17 protein-coding genes, 1 tRNA gene and 1 pseudogene are annotated in these 18,743 nt (G+C 45.0%); 5 read left to right on the forward strand and 14 right to left on the reverse strand.

Features of this window, described 5'->3' with window-relative positions:
• Nucleotides 1-103 precede the first annotated feature (103 nt).
• Together C0977_RS10925 and C0977_RS00985 are read right to left on the reverse strand one after the other, a co-directional pair.
• Nucleotides 104-250: pseudogene (locus C0977_RS10925) on the reverse strand (DNA-binding protein); the annotation flags it as partial.
• A 392-nt stretch (nucleotides 251-642) separates the two neighbouring features.
• Nucleotides 643-1,281, reverse strand: a complete 639-nt coding sequence (locus C0977_RS00985; RefSeq protein WP_101912095.1) for a transposase — start codon at nucleotides 1,279-1,281, stop codon at nucleotides 643-645.
• 166 nt (nucleotides 1,282-1,447) lie between these two features.
• On the opposite strand from C0977_RS00985, the gene C0977_RS11305 reads away from it, so the two are divergent.
• Nucleotides 1,448-1,810, forward strand: coding sequence for a hypothetical protein (locus C0977_RS11305; protein WP_419177920.1), 363 nt, complete (start codon nucleotides 1,448-1,450; stop codon nucleotides 1,808-1,810).
• 183 nt (nucleotides 1,811-1,993) lie between these two features.
• On the opposite strand, the gene C0977_RS00995 is transcribed toward C0977_RS11305, so the two are convergent.
• From C0977_RS00995 to C0977_RS11310, 6 genes are all read right to left on the reverse strand, one after another.
• Nucleotides 1,994-2,695 carry a response regulator transcription factor gene (locus tag C0977_RS00995; RefSeq protein WP_101912097.1) on the reverse strand — a complete coding sequence of 234 codons (702 nt, stop codon included), beginning with the start codon at nucleotides 2,693-2,695 and terminating at the stop codon, nucleotides 1,994-1,996.
• On the reverse strand, nucleotides 2,688-5,381 hold the full coding sequence (locus C0977_RS01000; RefSeq protein WP_101912098.1) for a sensor histidine kinase: 2,694 nt from the start codon (nucleotides 5,379-5,381) through the stop codon (nucleotides 2,688-2,690). Before C0977_RS01000 ends, C0977_RS00995 begins: the two co-directional genes overlap by 8 nt.
• Before the next feature lie 10 nt (nucleotides 5,382-5,391).
• On the reverse strand, nucleotides 5,392-6,024 hold the full coding sequence (gene kdpC / locus C0977_RS01005) for a potassium-transporting ATPase subunit KdpC (RefSeq protein WP_023053016.1): 633 nt from the start codon (nucleotides 6,022-6,024) through the stop codon (nucleotides 5,392-5,394).
• Between the two features lie 171 nt (nucleotides 6,025-6,195).
• Nucleotides 6,196-8,265, reverse strand: coding sequence for a potassium-transporting ATPase subunit KdpB (kdpB, locus tag C0977_RS01010; protein ID WP_023052973.1), 2,070 nt, complete (start codon nucleotides 8,263-8,265; stop codon nucleotides 6,196-6,198).
• A gap of 15 nt (nucleotides 8,266-8,280) precedes the next feature.
• Nucleotides 8,281-10,095 (reverse strand): potassium-transporting ATPase subunit KdpA, encoded by a 1,815-nt coding sequence (kdpA, locus tag C0977_RS01015; protein ID WP_101912099.1) that lies wholly within the window; start codon nucleotides 10,093-10,095, stop codon nucleotides 8,281-8,283.
• A 1,355-nt stretch (nucleotides 10,096-11,450) separates the two neighbouring features.
• Nucleotides 11,451-11,678, reverse strand: coding sequence for an HNH endonuclease signature motif containing protein (locus C0977_RS11310; RefSeq protein ID WP_200814188.1), 228 nt, complete (start codon nucleotides 11,676-11,678; stop codon nucleotides 11,451-11,453).
• Nucleotides 11,679-11,859: 181 nt separating this feature from the next.
• Here C0977_RS11310 and C0977_RS01030 point away from each other — a divergent pair, with 181 nt between their 5' ends.
• From C0977_RS01030 to C0977_RS11195, 4 genes are all read left to right on the forward strand, one after another.
• A complete protein-coding gene (locus C0977_RS01030; protein WP_159459010.1) occupies nucleotides 11,860-12,231 on the forward strand; it encodes a toprim domain-containing protein in 372 nt (123 codons plus the stop codon).
• Nucleotides 12,232-12,661: 430 nt separating this feature from the next.
• Nucleotides 12,662-12,847, forward strand: coding sequence for a hypothetical protein (locus C0977_RS11315; RefSeq protein WP_419177921.1), 186 nt, complete (start codon nucleotides 12,662-12,664; stop codon nucleotides 12,845-12,847).
• Between the two features lie 141 nt (nucleotides 12,848-12,988).
• Nucleotides 12,989-13,204 (forward strand): tyrosine-type recombinase/integrase, encoded by a 216-nt coding sequence (locus tag C0977_RS11190; protein ID WP_159459011.1) that lies wholly within the window; start codon nucleotides 12,989-12,991, stop codon nucleotides 13,202-13,204.
• Between the two features lie 35 nt (nucleotides 13,205-13,239).
• Nucleotides 13,240-13,626 (forward strand): site-specific integrase, encoded by a 387-nt coding sequence (locus C0977_RS11195; protein ID WP_268802355.1) that lies wholly within the window; start codon nucleotides 13,240-13,242, stop codon nucleotides 13,624-13,626.
• Nucleotides 13,627-13,756: 130 nt separating this feature from the next.
• On the opposite strand, the gene C0977_RS01050 is transcribed toward C0977_RS11195, so the two are convergent.
• The 6 genes from C0977_RS01050 to C0977_RS01075 form a co-directional block, all read right to left on the reverse strand.
• Nucleotides 13,757-13,831: transfer RNA gene (locus tag C0977_RS01050), tRNA-Arg, on the reverse strand.
• 206 nt (nucleotides 13,832-14,037) lie between these two features.
• On the reverse strand, nucleotides 14,038-14,535 hold the full coding sequence (gene msrA / locus C0977_RS01055; protein ID WP_023053046.1) for a peptide-methionine (S)-S-oxide reductase MsrA: 498 nt from the start codon (nucleotides 14,533-14,535) through the stop codon (nucleotides 14,038-14,040).
• 314 nt (nucleotides 14,536-14,849) lie between these two features.
• Nucleotides 14,850-15,329, reverse strand: a complete 480-nt coding sequence (locus tag C0977_RS01060; protein WP_101912106.1) for a flavodoxin — start codon at nucleotides 15,327-15,329, stop codon at nucleotides 14,850-14,852.
• 110 nt (nucleotides 15,330-15,439) lie between these two features.
• Entirely contained in the window at nucleotides 15,440-16,057 is a 618-nt protein-coding gene (locus C0977_RS01065) for a LysE/ArgO family amino acid transporter (protein ID WP_101912107.1), read from the reverse strand.
• Between the two features lie 240 nt (nucleotides 16,058-16,297).
• Nucleotides 16,298-17,164 carry an aldo/keto reductase gene (locus C0977_RS01070; RefSeq protein WP_101912108.1) on the reverse strand — a complete coding sequence of 289 codons (867 nt, stop codon included), beginning with the start codon at nucleotides 17,162-17,164 and terminating at the stop codon, nucleotides 16,298-16,300.
• A 153-nt stretch (nucleotides 17,165-17,317) separates the two neighbouring features.
• Nucleotides 17,318-18,619 carry a CitMHS family transporter gene (locus tag C0977_RS01075; protein ID WP_101912109.1) on the reverse strand — a complete coding sequence of 434 codons (1,302 nt, stop codon included), beginning with the start codon at nucleotides 18,617-18,619 and terminating at the stop codon, nucleotides 17,318-17,320.
• Between the last annotated feature and the right edge of the window lie 124 nt (nucleotides 18,620-18,743).

Here is an 18,743-nt window from a genome sequence, read left to right on the forward strand (position 1 = left end):
ATACGCCTTTATCTTTTATGAGTTTATATATATTTGTATAGGTGTGTATAAATTTGATAAAAAATTAACAAAAAAATAAAGACAGTCCGAAGACTGCCGATATTTATCTTTCTATACCTTTGCTATGATCTTTCTTATTTGACTTAGCTTTATCATCCGTCTTAAAGCTTTCTATTTGCCCTAATATGGACTTTTTATCCTTGTCTTGACTCTTTACCTGTTCTTTTGCTTTTAAGAGCTTAGAAGACAAAAAGAGATATTATATTAAAACAATATTTCTCCGGTACTGGGACTGGGACGGGACTAAAAATTTGAAAACGTCCTATAATTAGGTGGATTTAGTGATATTAGAAAAAATAGAATATGGTATTTTGAATGGTTTGAGATATATCGGACGTTTGGAAAAGAAAGGGGTGGGAATAATATATAGTGTTTTTCAAAGAATTTGAAATAAATTGGGCTGATTTAGTAAATGAAAAATACAAAGAGAATGAAATAGATAAAAAAAATAGATCATCGCCGGCGGGATGAAATTAAAAAAGAAAAAGACGGACAATTAATCGATGTAAACTATTATGACCGCAAACCGCGCAAACGATTAGGTAGAAAAATTATGCAAAGTCCATCAATAGTTTTTTATCTTTAAATAAAAAAGATCGGAATATAATGTTCCGATCTTTTTACCGTTCCAATCCTTTGCTTGTATTTTTTACGATTTGTAAATTCGCATTTAATTTTACAACTTATCTCTTCTTTCGAGGAAGCCAAAAGAGAGAAGTTAATCGGAATGAAGGAGCATCCGTCGGTCCAGCCCAGTGTCATCATGCGGAAGCCTTTTTTGAACTTCATGCTGACATGGTCGAATACTTTGGACGCCAGTTCGGTGTGTTTATAGCCAATCCTCTCGTAGAGGGAATCATCGACAACAAAGCAGTCAGCCCTGTCCGTGGAAGTCAGCCCGCGCAAATGTTCATTAACGATCTTCTCAGAGAGCAGTGTAGTGAAGCGAAGCCAGTTGGAATGGGAACCGCGAAGGAAACGGTAATACACATTCTTGGAAAAATCCTCTTTGAAGCTTCCCGTTTTCTTCTGCATGTACATGCTCCTGTCGCGGAAAGCATTGCAGAGGATGTAGGTGAACAGCTTCATAAAGAGAATATCTTTTTCCTTCTTGCAGTTGCATTTATTCAGGAGGGAGCCGACTTTTAAATCACGGATAAATCGTGAAATCGAGTTGGAAATTTCCTGTTTGTTGCCGGCTTCAGATGGTATAATAGACATGGTGCAAGTCCTCCGAGGTGTGATTGGTTTTTCGTCAAATCTATTATACCAAGGTATGGGGCTTACGCCTTTTTTTATTGGCTAAACTATTGAGTTTTCAAGGTTCGCGGACATTTCCCGTGTGGGAAGTTTCAGTGTTTTACTATTTTCATGTCCCGCCAATGTCATGGATTCCGCTGTTTTGGAGAATATCCTCCACTCTGCCAACGCTGTCCTGCCTATAAAAGAGTGCATATTCATAGGCGATAAGGGCTATGACGCGAAAGCGGTCTACAATTTGGTAAAGGATGTTTACGGGGGAGAAGCCGTTATCCCTCTGAATAAGCGGAGAATGAAAGACCCCAAAAAGCTGTCCGTGGACAATCCCATCTGTGGCGCAGGCCTTGCGATGCACAAGGACGGAAAAACAACCGACCATGGCCGAACCCGACAGAAATTCTGCTGCCCTTTCCGACAATCCAAAACCGGCGTCTGCCCTTGTAACCACAAAAATTGGAATAATGGGAAGAAGAACCGAAGTAATGCTTGACCACAAAATGTAAACTGTCAACATCGGAATTATGTCTTGCCGTACAAAGCCTTTTCCTTGTCCATTTTCAATAAATGTAGCAAGCGTGGTATTGATTTCCGTTCCTAATAGCAAAAAATGATTAGAGCAGTTTGAAACTCAATCATCTATTTTTCATAGAGAACACTGGCCGTCCTCATAGCATTATTCTACTTTCATCATACGGTAGCCCACACCAATATGTGTTTGGATATATTGTGGAGACTCCTCTGTTGGCTCAAGTTTTTTTCGTAATGTCGCCATAAATACCCGCAGCGAAGCTACATCGTTATCCCAACTGCGGCCCCAGATATTCTGCGTGATAAAGGTATGGGTCAGTACCTTGCCAACATTCTTTGACAGCAAGCACAACAGCTTATATTCAATGGGTGTCAGGTGAAGTTCGTTTTTATCCAGATAAGCGCATCCTGCGGCATAATCCACTTTCAACTTACCATTAACAAATACAGAACTGGCGGTGAACATCTCTGCCGTCATCAGAGAGAGTCTTCGCTGCGTCACCCGAAGTCGTGCCAGCAGTTCTTCTACCGAAAAGGGCTTTGTCAAATAATCGTCCGCTCCTGCATCCAGTGCCTTGATTTTATCGTTATCCTCGCTTCGGGCACTAATTACAATAATTGGAACATTGGACCAAGAGCGAATTGTTTGAATGACTTGAACGCCATCCATATCCGGTAAGCCCAAATCCAGTAAGATGATTTCAGGATTGTGCGATGTAGCTGCTATAATTGCTGCTGAGCCATTAGCTGCCACCACATAACGATAATCATTTGTTTTTAAAGTGGTCGTAATGAGATTTCGTACAGAAGGGTCATCCTCAACCACTAATATCAAAGGTTTATTCATTAAGTTCTACCTCCCCTGCAGGTAATGTAAATTTAAAAACAGTGCCATTTGGCTGACTGTCTGATACGGAAATCGTTCCGCCGTGGGCGGTCACAATGGACTTACAAAGGGCCAGCCCCAATCCAAGGCTTCTGCAGCTGTCGACCACTTTATTGGTACCACTGTAAAACATATCAAAAATACGGGGTTTTTGCTCATCAGGAATCCCAGGGCCGTTGTCAGAAACGGAAACCGTGACCCATTGCTCTTTTTGATCGGTGTCTATTTCAATTACTGAACCGACAGGGGTATATTTGATGGCGTTGTCAACCAAATTGATAATCACCTGAACGATCAACTTCGCATCAATGCGGGCAAGGATAAAGTCTTTACCGCTGGTCACGCGAATGGTGTGTTCTTTACTCTTCCTGTTGATGTGCTTCAGTGCTTCAGAAACAACCTCATCCATAAGTTCGATACTCCGAGTTAGATTGACCGGTCCGCCCTCAATCCGTGTGACTGCCAACAAATTTTCAACCAGATTGATTAGCCACATGGAATCGTCATAAATATCAGTAAAGGTCTGCTCCCGCAGTGCATCGTCCATCTTTTTATAATTTGCAAGCAAATTGTCTGCACTGCCGGAAATTGCTGTCAAAGGTGTCCGAAGATCATGGGAGATTGCCCTCAGCAGGTTGGCACGAAGTTGTTCATTTTGTGCCAGGACAGCCGCTTCCTCCTTGTCCTTGGTATTTTTGATGTTTTCCAGTGCCAATGCACACTCGCCAAGAATGGAAAGAAGCACACTGTTTTCAAAAGAGTCCAGCGGAGTACCGTTCTCAGCAATACCAGCTACCCCATATACATGCTGGTTAACCCGAATCGCAAGGTATAGACACTTTGCACTGGATAATGTATCGGTCGTTGCTCCTGCGTGTTTGTTATTTCGGAAGACCCAATCGGCGACTGCTTTCTCATTCTCAGAAATTAAACTCTCTTGAGAACTATTAACAGTACGAAAAACGTTTGGGGTGGCAAGTCCTTTACCATCAGACAGGTAGACGACGATATCTTTTTTCAACAGCTTCATGAGTTGCCCTGCCGTAACGGTGATTACCGCTTTATCCTCCTGTTCTTTTTGCAAAAGCTGACTGGTTTCAAAGAGAATCTTTGTGCGGTAAGCTGTATGGGCAGATTGCTTTGCATTTTCCTTCAGCCGGCTAGCAAGAGAACTTGAAAGCAGCGTTACCATAAACATAATGGCAAAGGTAACAAAATAGTTCGGATCGTTAAAATCAAATGTCAGTCTCGGAGTAGTAAAGAAAAAATTAAAGGCCAACACGCTGACAACCGAAGTCAGAATCCCGCACAGTCGGTTGGTTGTGATAACGGCGGTCACAAGTACACCCAATATGTAGACCGCGACAATATTGCTTTCCGTGAATCCAAGAGCGTCAAAACCACAACCAATCAATGTAGCTGCTAGCAATACGAGTATACTTTTCAGAACATCCCGCAGGGATATTGTTTCTACCTGTGCCCTTTTCTTTTTTTTCTGATAACCGGAACCTATGCTAGCGTCTGGGATCACATGAATATCTAAATTCGGTGCACTGGAAATCAGACGCTCCGTCAAGGTGGGTTTGCTGAAAATCTTTTTTCGTGCAATGGTACTTCGTCCAATTACGATTTTAGAAATGCCGGAAAGACGGGCAAATTCCGCAATTTGATAAGGCACGTCATCGCCATAACTTGTCTCAATCGTAGCACCAAGTTGTTGTGCCAGCCGTTTATTGTACTGCAACCGTTTTTTATCCTCGTCGTTCATCGTTGCTGTGTTAGGTGTTTCCACATAAAGGGCGGTAAATGTTCCTCGGAAGGCTCTTGCCATTCTGGCAGCAGTCCGAATGATTTTTGCGTTGGATGGCGACGAGGAAAGACAAGCCAGAATGCGCTCGTCTGTATGGTAATCGCCTCGGCTCTGTACTCTGGCGCTTTCCGTCAGCAGATTTACCCGGTCAGCACACCGACGGAGGGCAATCTCACGCAATGCAGTCAGGTTTTCAAGTGTGAAGAAATTAACAGTAGCCCGCTGTGCCTGATCTTCCCGGTACACATTTCCACTTGCCAGTCGTTCCAGCAACTCCGCAGGCTCAATATCCACTAGTTCCACCTGGTCTGCCTGATCGAAAATAGAATCCGGAATGCGCTCCCGTACCAATATTCCGGTGATTGATGCCACAGTATCGTTGAGACTTTCAATATGCTGGACATTCACAGTTGTATACACGTCAATGCCGGCGCTTAGCAGTTCCTGGACATCCTGATACCGCTTTGTATGGCGGCTGCCTTCTGCATTGGTGTGGGCATACTCATCCACCAGGATGAGCTGAGGTTTCCTCTTTAATGCGGCGTCAATATCAAATTCACGAAGCATCATTCCCTCATAGGCAACTTGCTTCACCGGGAGCTGCTCCAGGCCGTCCAAAAGTGCCGCTGTCTGAGGTCGGGCATGGGGTTCTATGTATCCAGCAACCACATCAATGCCGCGCTCCTTAGCTTGGTGAGCCGCCTGAAGCATGGCATAGGTCTTTCCGACACCTGCTGCATAACCGAAAAAGATTTTGAGTTTTCCACTTTCCTTAGTGGCTGTATCGTTACGGATCGCACGAAGAAGCTGATCCGGATCTTGTCTTGGTAGTTCCATTTTACCCCTTCTATCTGTCACTCAAGTAAAGACGATTCTTTTCCAGAATACCGTCCAGCATCAGATTGACTTCCAGCACATTGACAGTCTCTTCACCAAAGATACCAAAGAATCGTCCGTCGGTGCAGTTTTGGATAATCTCACGCACTTCATTTTCGGTCATATCATTTGCTTTTGCAATGCGGGTTACCTGATACTCCGCTGCTGCCGGGGAAATATGGGGATCAAGCCCACTGCCGGAACAGGTGACAAGATCCACCGGAACAGCTGTTTCATCCATTTCAGGATTTGCATTGCGGAGCTTTTCTACACGCTCTGCCACAAGCTGTGCATATTCCTGACTTGCCGGAGAGATGTTGGAGGGAGCGGCGTACATCAGTGCCTTTCCGTTTTCATCCGTATAGGTTGAAACATCAATATTTATAATGCGCCCCCACATATGGGCCTCATCTGTATATTGCTGCCCAAGTAATTCACAGCCATATTTTTTCCCGTTTACTTCAATGATACTTCCGTTGGCATTGTCCGGAAAAATTAGCTGAGCAATTACTGTGACAACACCCGTATAGACTACGCCGCACAGCAGCGTAAAGATTAAAAAAATCATACCTGCCTTTGGTAGTACACTTTTCATTGATTTCATAATATATACCCCCTTAACCGAAGATGGTGAGAAAAATTTTCTGAAGTAATTCCGGTTCCCATATGGCGAAACGCAGTGTAATCGCACATAGGACGGCTAAGGTCATTCCAAGAATTCCTTCAAAATACGAGATTGTTTTCTTTGTTATCGCATTCATATTTTACACCCTCATTATACCAGACCAGTAAGCACAAGCAGAACATCAATCAGCTTCACAAAGATAAAGGGAGCTGCCAGACCGCCCAGACCATAAATCAGCAGGTTCCGTGACAGCAGCTTTCCGGCGGAAACTTCACGGTATTTCACACCTTTCAGCGCCAATGGAATGAGCGCAATAATGATGAGTGCATTATAAATAATCGCAGAGAGAACAGCACTTTGCGGGGAATGCAGCCCCATAATATTCAGAGCAGACAGGCCTGGATAAAGTCCCATAAACAGCGCTGGAATAATGGCAAAGTATTTTGCCACATCGTTGGCAATAGAGAATGTAGTCAGGCTGCCTCGTGTCATCAAAAGCTGTTTGCCGATGCGCACAATGTCGATAAGCTTTGTGGGCGAAGAATCCAAATCCACCATGTTACCTGCTTCTTTTGCTGCCTGTGTGCCGCTGTTCATGGCAACTGCAACGTCTGCTTGTGCCAAAGCCGGGGCGTCGTTGGTGCCGTCGCCTGTCATGGCAACCAAATGACCCTTTGCCTGAAAATCGCGAATCATTGCCAGTTTTCCTTCCGGTGTTGCTTCCGCAAGGAAGTCATCCACACCGGCCTCGGCAGCAATGGCCGCAGCAGTAATTGGATTGTCGCCGGTGATCATAATGGTCTTGATGCCCATTTTTCGTAGATCTGCAAATTTCTCCTTCACGCCCTGCTTAATAATATCCTTCAGATAGATGACGCCGAGAATCTTGTGGTTCTTAGCTACAACCAGAGGTGTGCCGCCCTTGGACGCAATAGACTTGACAACTCGATCACAGTCCGGAGAATGCATACCGCCTGCATGGGTTACATAACTTTGCATGGCGTCTGCTGCGCCTTTTCGGATTTCGTTGCCGTCAAAGTCGACGCCGCTCATACGGGTCACGGCAGTAAATGGGACAAAGTGCATATCCTTGTCCTGAAGGCTTCTGCCACGAATTCCAAACTCCTTCTTTGCCAGCACAACAACGCTTCTGCCCTCAGGGGTTTCATCTGCCAGAGAAGAAAGCTGAGCCGCGTCCGCCAGCTCCTGAATATCTACACCATCCACCGGAATGAACTCCGATGCCTGTCGATTACCCAGAGTGATTGTTCCGGTTTTATCAAGCATCAGAATGTCTACATCACCAGCGGCTTCAATGGCACGTCCACTCATGGCCAGAACATTTGCCTGGTTCAGTCGAGACATACCGGCAATACCAATGGCGGAAAGCAAGGCACCAATGGTAGTAGGCGCAAGGCACACCAACAGCGCTATCAGAGTTGGTACAGAGGTGGGATTCTCAATTCCCGCCAGCTTTGCAGAAAAAATGGAGTACGTATAGAGGGAGACTGTCACCAAAATGAAGATGATGGACAAGGCTACCAGAAAAATCTGCAAAGCAATTTCGTTGGGCGTCTTTTTCCGGGCAGCACCTTCTACCATCGCAATCATCTTGTCCAGAAAGCTTTCTCCGGCTTCATTGGTCACTCTGACAACAATCCAGTCCGACAGTACAGTGGTGCCGCCGGTGACGGCACTGCGGTCGCCGCCTGCCTCACGAATTACAGGAGCGGATTCGCCAGTGATAGCGCTTTCATCCACAGATGCCGCACCTTCCACGACTTCGCCGTCTGCCGGAATCTGCTCTCCTGCTTTGACAATCACCAGTTCCCCCTTTTTCAGCAGGGCGGATGGAACCACGGTCACACTGTCTTTCTGCGATACAGAGTGAATTTTATGTGCGTCCACATCCTTACGGGATGCCCGTAGAGAATCTGCCTGTGCTTTGCCTCGGCCTTCTGCAATGGCCTCGGCAAAGTTGGCAAATAGCACGGTAAACCAAAGGATAACGGCAATCGCCAGTGTATATCCGCTTGGAGCGTCTTTTAACCCAAACAGGGACACCAGCCAAAGGATGCTGGTCAAAATCGCAGACACAAAAACCAGAAACATGACCGGGTTTTTTGCCTGTGTTTTCGGACTTAATTTTACAAAAGAATCTTTAACTGCCCTGCCGAGCATTTTCCGGTTGGCAAAAGCACTTTTCTGTTTTGTACTCATATCTGTAAACCTCCTTTACGCAATGCTGCCAAAGAACTCAGCAAGTGGGCCAAGGGCAAGTGCCGGGAAGAAGCTCAGTGCACCGATCAGAAATACCACAACAATCAGCAGGAAAACAAACATTCCATTTGTGGTAGACAAGGTACCCGCAGTCGTGGCGATTTTCTTTTTCCCGGCCAGGCTACCTGCGATTGCAAGTGTGCCGATGATGGGCAGGAACCGGGCAAAGAGCATCACCAGTCCCAGGCTTACATTTAGAAATACGGTATTCGCATTGAAACCGGCAAAGGCCGAGCCGTTATTGCCGCCACAGGATGAGTAGGCGTACAGCATTTCAGAGAAACCGTGGGCGCCGCTGTTATTCAGGCTATCCATGACAGAGGGTACTACAGCGGCAAGGCCACTGCCGACCAGAATTGCAATGGGCGTTGCAAGGCAAACCAGTACCGACCATTTCATCTCATAAGGCTCAATTTTCTTGCCAAGGAATTCCGGAGTACGGCCTACCATCAGACCAGCAATAAACACCGCCAGAATGGCAAAGGCAAGCATACCGTAAAGGCCGCATCCCACGCCGCCGAAAATAACCTCACCAAGCTGCATCAGCAGCATAGTCACCATACCGCCAAGAGGCGTGTAGCTGTCATGCATGGAGTTTACAGAGCCGTTGGAGGCTGCTGTGGTGAAGGCTGCCCAGGTAGAGGATGCCGCAATGCCGAAGCGGGTCTCCTTGCCTTCCATATTGCCGCCAGCCTGTTCTATCATAGAGGTATTGACTGTACCATTTTGTGCAAACTGAGATGTACCGACCTGCTCACTGACAGCGATGCAACCCAAGGCAACAACCAGACAGAGGAACATTGCCATAAAGATTGCGATACCTTGCTTCTTGTTCTTTACCGCAGAGCCGAATGTGAAGCAGAGTGCCGCCGGAATCAGAAGAATGGAAATCATTTCAATCAGATTGGTAAAGGCATTGGGGTTTTCCAAAGGATGTGCAGAGTTGACGCCCATGTAGCCGCCGCCGTTGGTGCCGGTCTGCTTGATTGCGACCTGACTGGCTGCAGGACCCATTGGTACGAACTGCTCGGTGACGATCTGTGCATCCGAAAAGATTTCGCCATCTACAGTGACGGTTGCGGTGTCTAAGTCAATTACTGCATCCTTAAGGATTTCACCTTCTGCACTGACAGCAATCGGTTCTACAAGAGATACGGTTTCTGAAATTTTCAGATTCTGGATTACACCGCCGCCTACCAGCAACAGAGAAATGACCAGATTCAGTGGGAGCAGGATGTGAACCACAATGCGGGTCAAGTCCACCCAAAAGCTCCCTAACCCGGTGGATTTCACCTTGATAAAGCCACGGATCAAAGCAAACAGAACGGCGATACCTGTGGCTGCGGAAACAAAGTTCTGAACAGTCAGACCTAAAGCCTGGGTGAGATAACTCAATGTAGATTCACCGGAATATGCCTGCCAGTTTGTATTGGTAATGAAACTTGCAGAAGTATTAAATGCCAAATCCCATTTCACACCGGAAAGATGCTGCGGGTTTCCGGGAAGAACGCCCTGTAAAAGTTGGAGCAGGAACAGAAAAACAAGTCCAACACCGGAAAAAACCAATACGCTTACCGCATATTTTTTCCATGTCATCTGTTCTGCTTTATCTACACGCATAATCCTGTAAACAAGGTTTTCACACGGTGTCAGAATTTTGGACAAAAAAGTTTTCTCGCCATTCATAACTTTGCTTATGTATGCGCCCAACGGAATTGCCAAAACAATCAGAATGGCAAGGTATAAAACATACTGAATTATGGTGCTCATGCCTGCTCATCTCCCTTCATTAAAATATAGACATACCACAGCAGCATTGCTGCCGCACATACACCTATGAGTGCAATTAGTATTTGCATAAGATTCATCCTCCTTTTTTGATACTCCAAGTATCATAAAGCCTTTCATCTAAAAGTGGCATTAGTCATCTTTTGTGGATATAAAGATAAAATAAAGATTATAACCAACCTAAAATATATGTCATCGGAAAGGCGATAACGATTGTACTGATACAGACACACGCCAAAACCAGTAATGGCATTCCAACAAAGATGGAGATGAAGCCAAGTAGCGGATGATGCCAAATAAAGTGTTTCGCTTTTGCGTCAAATCTCTGTTCAAATCTTCTCGCTGCATTTATAATGCTCATAATTGTTCACCTCATTTCTTTCTTGCAAAGTCATAATGCCACTAAAAGTATTAAGAGGGAAAAAGTGTCCTGCAATCGAAGCTAAGATTGTATAAGTTTTTACAACTTATCATCTTTAAATAAAAAAGATCGGAATATAATGTTCCGATCTTTTTACCGTTCAATCCTTTACTTGTGTTTTTTACGATTTGTAAATTCGTATTTATATTTTAATGTGTTATAAATTCTTTTTCTAAATATTTTTCCAATATATTTAAGTCTTTATACTCCATAGTGGTTTTTATTTGAAACAATTGTTCATCGGAAAAAAATTTGGATGTTGGTTAATTAAAAAAGCAAGATCATAAAAGTCGCGAATCTTTTCTACTTTTGGCAAAGATCCTTTCGCATCGAGGGCTATATCTTCTGAAAAGCGATCTAATTTATGAAAAAACATTAATGCAGTTTCCCCTTCCATCAGATGAGCAAATGAAGACCTTTTTGCAAAAGAAAAAAGAGATTGAATATCGAACCTCTGCAATTCCTCGTTCTGCACTTAAAATAAATGATATAAAAATTAATCCATATGAATTTTTACAAAAAAACTGAGTAATCCAAATTCATCGAAAAACTTTGGTTCCAGCATATAAAATGCCGAAGAAACTTTTTTTCATTTACTCATAGTTACCTTTCTTTGCTTGCCGCTTTTTATTTTTAGTTGGCAGTTTTTTTATTTTCATCAGTTAAAAAAGAAAAACGGTCTTTTTTCTTTAACTTTTTTAAATAACTTTTTAAAACCTTTTTAGGGTCCCGCGAAGCCTTGCAGGGCAAGGGATTCCAGACACAAATGTCCCCAAATATATTGCTAATGTCCCCAAATATATTCCCCTTACAATATTGACAAGGGGACATTACGGTGATTCTAATAATAGAACGACTTTTAGACAAGCATTAAATAAAAACAGCCCTGATTTTATCGGGGCTGTTTTCTTATGTATTAATGGTTGGATTTCTTTAGGTTGCACTTCGTACAAAGCATTTGGCAATTCTCCGGCACCGTCCGGCCACCTTTGCTCCACGGCTTAATATGATCGCCGTGCATCTCGGAGTATTCAAATTCTTCGCCGCATCCGGCGCATTTGTGCTCCTGCCGCTCATACGCTTCTTGTTTTTCTCGTTCGTTAAATGCCCTTATGGATAACTCTGTTTCCTTACCGGTCAGCAAATAAGGATATATTCCTGCTTTTCTTGTAACATCTCACCCTACGCAAAACGCCTTGGTCATACCGATTGATAATTTCGGATTTATCCTACGATATCTAACCCCAATAGATTCGCAAAGTCCAAAGTACAAACGATCACTCGGTTTAAGTCAATGTTTGCACACCCATAATATGGATCCCCATTTGCCAATAATAGTAACCGAGGGTGAAATCGATGCCCTATCCTTAATCCAAGTTGGTTATCCCAATGTTTGGGCGATTGGAGGTGCTCAAAAATTAGATAAGTGGCTAAAAGAAATTTATAAAATAAACCCCAAAATCATCTTAGCGTTAGATACAGATGACGCAGGTATAAACGCTAAGATGGCTGCTTTCAATTATTGTGACATTGAAAAATGGAAACGGCCTTTAGACTTTTGGAGCTTTTGCATCTCCCCCGCCACGGTAAAAGTAAAAGATATAAATGATCTTTTGGTTACCGCTCCCAACGCACTGAAGGAAGCCATAAACAATATTAAAAATAAATTCGGAGGTCAATATGAGAAAAATAAGTGATTTGGCACTGAAAGAAAGAATAGAAAAAAAGAAAAGCAGAGTTGGATGTACTCCTTGCTTTAGAGCAAGAGCTAATCTAAGCCCGTAAAAGCAAGATTGGCGAGTTTTTAGAAAACATGTATGGGCTAACAACTATTCCCGAGCTGGAAAAGTTATTCGCCCAACTTTTAAATGGAAAGGAGAATAAAGCATGGCGCGTGGTAATGGCTAAGGATCTATTCGTTATTTAGCTGCTAGTAATCGTTACCAGTACCGAATTTCTTACAAAGATAAAGACGGAAACACTCGCAGAAAATCGTTCTATGCCTCGAAAGCAGCCGACGCGCGAAAAAAAGGTCGTGAATGGCTAAGCTTTTACGAAAGCTCAAATAAAAGTGCCGATATCAATCCCATGCTGGATGATTGGATCCGGATATGGCTGGATGTTTACATGAAAAACTCGGTAAGGCCTTCCACTCTGGAAAAATATGCATGTTGTTTAGATCCGGTTGGCAAAGCGTTTAAAGGAATCCGCCTTAATAAGCTAAATCCCACTGCACTACAACAGTTTTTCCAGCAACAATTATTTAGCGGTGGTCGCAAAAAAACAAGGTTTAGCACCTGTAACAGTGCGTAATCAAAGACGCTATTTGACATCTTGTATTGATATGGCGATAAAATTAGGACTTACTAACTCAAATCCTGCAAAGCTTACTATGCTCCAAAGGTAGAAAAGAAAGAAATCCATCCCTTATCGGAGTTAGAAGTCCAAAGACTTTTGGATGTTGCGAAAGACCAAGTAGAGAAGGCTAAAGCTTCTACTAACATAGGAGATTGGATGGGTGCCGCCGATCTCTACATAGGCGTTATGATTGCTGTTTATACAGGAATGCGTCTTGGTGAAATCATGGCATTGAAATGGGGAGATTTTAATGTTCACACATCGTTTCTATCTGTGCAAAGATCTAAATCAGATGAAAAGGTCAATCCATAACAAGCCCTAAAACAGGAAACGGACGAAAAATACAAATTGGGGCTAACTTAGTTCATGCATTAAAGCAACACAAAAAAATACAACTCTCATACAGAGAAAATGTAGGAAATCTTTATGAGAATTGTGATTGGATCATAGGCGGTCTATTCGGACACGGCTATAACAAAAGACACTACAGTTCAAGAAAGTTCCAAAAGCTTTTAAAAGATGCCAAAATCATGCGTCATATTCGCTTTCATGACCTAAGGCATACTCATGCAACACTACTATTATTAGCCGGAATAAACCCCAAAATCGTTCAAGAAAGGTTAGGTCATGCCAGTATTGACATGACCTTAGACACCTATTCACATTTAACACTGGCAAATCAAGGTGTTGCCGTAACTGCGCTTGATTCGATTATCGCTCCAAGCGATACTTGAAAAATGATTTTTAAGAAGAAAAGGCTTCATATGTGCGTATCTTTTCCAATAATCCAAATCCAATTGGGCTCAAATTGGGCTCAAACATGAAAAAAAGGCTTCTCGAATTTTCGAGAGGCCTTTATTATTCTGGTGCGCCTAGCAGGAATCGAACCTGCGCACCCGGTTCCGGAGACCGGTGCTCTATCCCCTGAGCTATAGGCGCATGCATAATTCGTACTTAATGATGATACCATGAAATTGCCATGATTTCAAGAATTTTTTATCGCCCTTGCCGGCATGGCGGAATCAACGATTCGTCTTTGCGATCTCGACAGCGAGATGAAGTCAACAGTCCCATGATGCAAGCCGCATTTTCGACAACTTTCATTGATTGCAATCGAACAGCTGGCCGCAAGGCGGGAAGACCGTTTATTCTTTCGTAAAATCCCATTTGCTCAGGTCAAGGTGACAATACCCGCCGGGATTCTTCTTCAAATAATCTTGATGATATGCTTCAGCGCAATAAAAATTCTCCAACGCCATGATTTCCGTTACAACAGGCCGATCATATTTTCTGGATTCTTCCGCCAAAACCGCTTCGGCGATGTGCCTGCTCTCTTCGTCAAGATAGTAGATACCTGTCCGATATTGCGTTCCCACATCGAAGCCCTGCCGATTCAACGATGTCGGGTCGATGGCTTCAAAAAATACCGTCAAGATCCGTTTTAACCCCGTGACAGTACCGTCATGAACAACCTTCACCGTTTCCGCCGCTCCCGTCGCACCGGTACAGACTTGTTCATACGTCGGCTGCGGACGCCGACTGTTGGCATAGCCGACTTCCGTCGACACCACGCAAGGTGCCTTCTGCAACAACGCCTCAAGGCCCCAGAAGCACCCTCCTGCCAGATAAATTTCCGTTTCCACGCGCACACCTCCCGCCATTTTTACCATGACTTACTACAGGTGGCAACGTTCGCCACCTGGCGCACCTTCGTCCTGATTTTCACGCTTTCGCCAGGCGATGGTAACGAGCATCGTTTTATCGTCTTTTCACGCTGCCTTGACACGCACCGCACGGCCTTCTCTCACAGCCATATTCGAACATCCCTTTTGAACCGTTATACCGCCAATTCCTGTTTTCACCTAAGGATATCCCACCTAGTCGTTCCGCCGCTCCAACGGTAGATTGCAATAACCGTAAAATATCGATCTCAGTAAGCGTCACGCCGTTGTATGCATCATAATTTATGCACCCATCCCGTCAGCAATTCCCGCGACGGATGACCGTTGCATACTCTGCCGGTTTTCCAGACGGCCGTTTCGGAACAGACTTTTTTCAACAAAGAAACGGTACTGCCGAAATCGCTCTCTCCTGAGGTGCAGAAGGGAATGATCGTTTTCCCTGAAAAGTCATAACTTTCCAAAAAAGTCAGGATAATATTCGGCGCCTTGTACCACCAGATGGGAAAGCCCAAGTAAATCGTATCGTATTTTTCCATATGCGCCACGCTGTTGGCAATCGCAGGGCGAAAAGAAGGATCCTCTTTTTCTTTCGACGTTCTGCTGTTTTTATTCTGCCAGTCCAAGTCTTCCTTCGTATACGCATCCTGCGGCGTAATCGCAAAGAGATCCCCCTTCGTTATAGCAGCCAGATCTGCGGCAACCTTTCTGGTCACATTTGTACAAGAAAAATAAGCCACTAACACGTTCGTTTCCAATTTATCTTCCTCCTAAATAATAACTGCGCCGATAAAAAAATACACAATCCTTGCTCCTCTTTTGCCGTCTATTGCGAAATGCCTTCCTCCGCTGTTTTACCGTAAAACGATTAAAAGATAGAAGCCAAAGTGATGAAATGACGCAACAGAATAAGACCGTAGATGAGAATAACGACGCCGCAAAGACGATTGATCCACTGTAATACCTTGCCGGTCAGAATATTGCCGATACGGGAAACAATCAACGTAATGGAGGAAAACCAAAGACAAGAAGCCGAAACAACGCCGCTAATAAAAAAAACGCCGGATTCCGGCGGCAGTGACGCCTGAAAAGCCCCCAGCATCATGGTCCCGTCAATAATCGCCTGCGGATTGAACCAGGTCACGACACAAGCCGTAATAACGGTCCGGCGCAGCGTAAAGCGGCTTTTTTCATGGAGAACCGTTTCTTCTCCCGCGCGAATCAGACCGACGGCAAGGTAAATGATAACCAGACTGCCGCCAAGCAGAACCGCGGCCTGGAGCCATTCATATGCTTCCATAATAAAGCCGATGCCGAAAAAGCAAGCCAAAGCCAGCGTAACATCAAAAAAGGTGACGATCCATGCCGTAAACAAGGCACGACCTGTCAATAAAGACAAGGCGCTGTTAATGACAAAGAGGTTCTGCAAGCCGATGGGCGCCACATAAGCCAGTCCCATCGTCAACCCTTGTATATACACATCCACGCTTACGACCCCTTTACCGATTGATAGACTGATTATAGCATCCCGGTATCAAGATTGGCAAATTCTCCCTGCCTTTCTATGCAAACGAAACGGCGACGTACATACAGATGTTATGACGCCGGTCCGGAATGCTTCTCTGCCCAATCGAAAACGATCATCTGCCAGGTCGGTATTCCCTCACCGCACAAAAACCGTCTGACAGTAAAATAAAACGGCGGCTGAAAGCCGCCGTCACCGATCTTACATCTTGCCGCCAAATACAGGAAAAAAACTATCCTTTCCGTAATCTTTCAAAGGACTGACGTGTTTCAGCCGTTCCATATCTTCAGCCGAAATAACGAAATCGACGGCTCCATTGCTCTTCATATGTTCAGGATTTACAGTTTTCGGCAAAACCACCATACCGAGCTGCAAATCATAACGGATACACAGCTGCGACGCCGAAACGCCGTATTTTTCAGCCATGGCAGTAATTTCTTCCGCCTGCAGGGCCATGCCGTGAGCAATCGGCGAATACGCTTCAACGACGATGTCTCTATGTTGGCAGTAATCGATAAGCGCGAACGGCGTATTGCCGATATGAGCCAATATTTGATTGACCATCGGTTTTATCTCGCCATGAGTGATAATGTTCTCCAAATCAATTTCCAGAAAATTGGAAACGCCGATAGCTCTAACCTTACCTGCTTTATAAGCGTCTTCCAAGGCCTTCCAGGCCGCCAGATTTCCTTCGAAATACCGATCGTCAGATTGGTTGACAGCTTTCCACGGCTGTGGGCTGTGGATAATCATCAAGTCTAAGTAGTCCAATCCCATTTTTTTCAGCGATCTGTCGATAGACGCTGCGGCATTGGCATACTCCTTTCGTTCAGCAGCAACTTTGGAAGTCACAAAAACATCTTCCCGCTTCACGCCGGACTTACGTATTCCGTCACCGACGCCGGCTTCATTCCGATAAGCTTGTGCCGTATCGACATGGCGATAACCGATCTGCAAGGCAGCCGCTACGGCAGCACCGGCGTCTTCATCGGCGACAAGCCATGTTCCCAAAGCCAATTTCGGAATTTTTACACCGTTATGAAGGGTAAACGTTTCTTCAAAGATCATCTCAATACACCTTCCTTTATTCGATAAATTGACAGTTTGACAAAAGACAGAGAAGCACGCTCCTCTGTCTTTAAGTATACGAAATATTGTCACCTATGTAAAATACGTATTTCCTATATTTCTTTATGCTTACAACATTTTGCAAAGATGGACTCATGCCGGTACAACACCGCAAACAAGTGCGGTAACGAGCATGATGATCGTGACGGCAAAAGCCCAGGGAATGGTCCTGCGCTGATGCTCTGCCAAATCGAGTTTGGCCATCGCCACCAGCATGAACGTAGTGCCCGTAAGAGGGCTGACGGGAAATCCCATATTCATTTGTCCGAAAAAGGCGGCCCGTGCCATTTCGACAGGCATAATGCCATATGTCGTACCGGCTTCAGCAAGAACGGGCAACACACCGAAATAAAATGACGACGGGTCAAAGAGAAGTGTCGCAGGCATGGCAAAAATGCCGACGATAACCGCCATATGCGGCCCCAGAACAGCCGGAATAATCATGACCAAGGCCTCGGCCATGGCCTGAATCATTCCCGTACAGTTCATGACCCCGACGAGAGATCCTGTGGCAAAGACGATACCGGCCATCGTCAAGGCGCTATGCGAATGATAGGCCAGCATGAACTTCTGCTCCGTCACCCGAGGATAGTTGACGACCAGCGCAATTGCCAGCGAAATCATGAAAACAACGGCCGCGTGGACCATGCCGGAGATCAAAACACCGATCGTAACGACAACGAGCAGCATATTGAATTTTGCAAGTTTCGGACGTTCGTACTCAGCCATTTTGATTTCATCTACCGTCGGCTTCAACTGAATCGGTTCAGCCAGTCTGGCAAGACCGATCCGTTTGCGCTCACAACGTCCGAGATAACAGTCAATACAAAAAATACTGAGCAGTCCGACAGCAAGGGGAATGATGATCGGTACCCATAATTCGTGCGACGTCAGATTCAACGCCACCATGCAACGTTGCGCCGTCGATCCCCAGGGCTGCGTACATTGAAAACCGGCGCTCAGGGATAACACCGTAGCCAACGTCGTCCGGCGCATACCCAACCCGTCAAAGAGCGGCAGCATCGCCGGAATGACGACCATAACCGTAACGACGCCGCTGGCGCTCATTTCCGCCAAAAGCGCCAGAATCCCCGTACCGATACAAATTCGTACCGGGTCATGACCGACTGCATGAAAAATGAAGCGAACAATAGGCCGCAGCGTGCCTGCACTGATGATAACGCCAAAAAACAGTGTGGCAAAAATGAACATAATACCGATAGGCGCCACAGCCCGCATGCCCTTCAATATGAAGTCACCGGTCTGCCAACCGTAACCGGCAGTCAACGAAATAACGGCAGGAACAAGAATAAAAGCGGGTATCGGTCCCATGATACGCCGCAAAATAAAAACGACGGAAATAATTACCGTTGCAAACCCGAAGACAGCAGTCATTCTACACACTTCTTTCAACTGAAAATATTTTCATCAATGGTGTACAGTACCTGCATCTGCCAATTGCTCTTTTCAAAACACGGGCAACCAAACGCGACTGATCCCGGCAAAAAATTCGCTGCCG

The organism is Megasphaera vaginalis (ex Bordigoni et al. 2020), assembly GCF_900240295.1.
In the GTDB taxonomy this organism is placed as follows: Bacteria; Bacillota; Negativicutes; order Veillonellales; family Megasphaeraceae; genus Megasphaera; species Megasphaera vaginalis.

Coding starts and splice junctions, on each gene's coding strand:
- C0977_RS01000 (WP_101912098.1), bottom strand. CDS start 5,381: ATGGAACTACCAAGACAAGATCCGGATCAGCTTCTTCGTGCGATCCGT.
- C0977_RS11305 (WP_419177920.1), top strand. CDS start 1,448: ATGGATTCCGCTGTTTTGGAGAATATCCTCCACTCTGCCAACGCTGTC.
- C0977_RS00995 (WP_101912097.1), bottom strand. CDS start 2,695: ATGAATAAACCTTTGATATTAGTGGTTGAGGATGACCCTTCTGTACGA.
- kdpB (WP_023052973.1), bottom strand. CDS start 8,265: ATGAGTACAAAACAGAAAAGTGCTTTTGCCAACCGGAAAATGCTCGGC.
- C0977_RS00985 (WP_101912095.1), bottom strand. CDS start 1,281: ATGTCTATTATACCATCTGAAGCCGGCAACAAACAGGAAATTTCCAAC.
- kdpA (WP_101912099.1), bottom strand. CDS start 10,095: ATGAGCACCATAATTCAGTATGTTTTATACCTTGCCATTCTGATTGTT.
- C0977_RS01070 (WP_101912108.1), bottom strand. CDS start 17,164: ATGATCTTTGAAGAAACGTTTACCCTTCATAACGGTGTAAAAATTCCG.
- kdpC (WP_023053016.1), bottom strand. CDS start 6,024: ATGAAATCAATGAAAAGTGTACTACCAAAGGCAGGTATGATTTTTTTA.
- C0977_RS11315 (WP_419177921.1), top strand. CDS start 12,662: ATGAAAAACTCGGTAAGGCCTTCCACTCTGGAAAAATATGCATGTTGT.
- C0977_RS01075 (WP_101912109.1), bottom strand. CDS start 18,619: ATGACTGCTGTCTTCGGGTTTGCAACGGTAATTATTTCCGTCGTTTTT.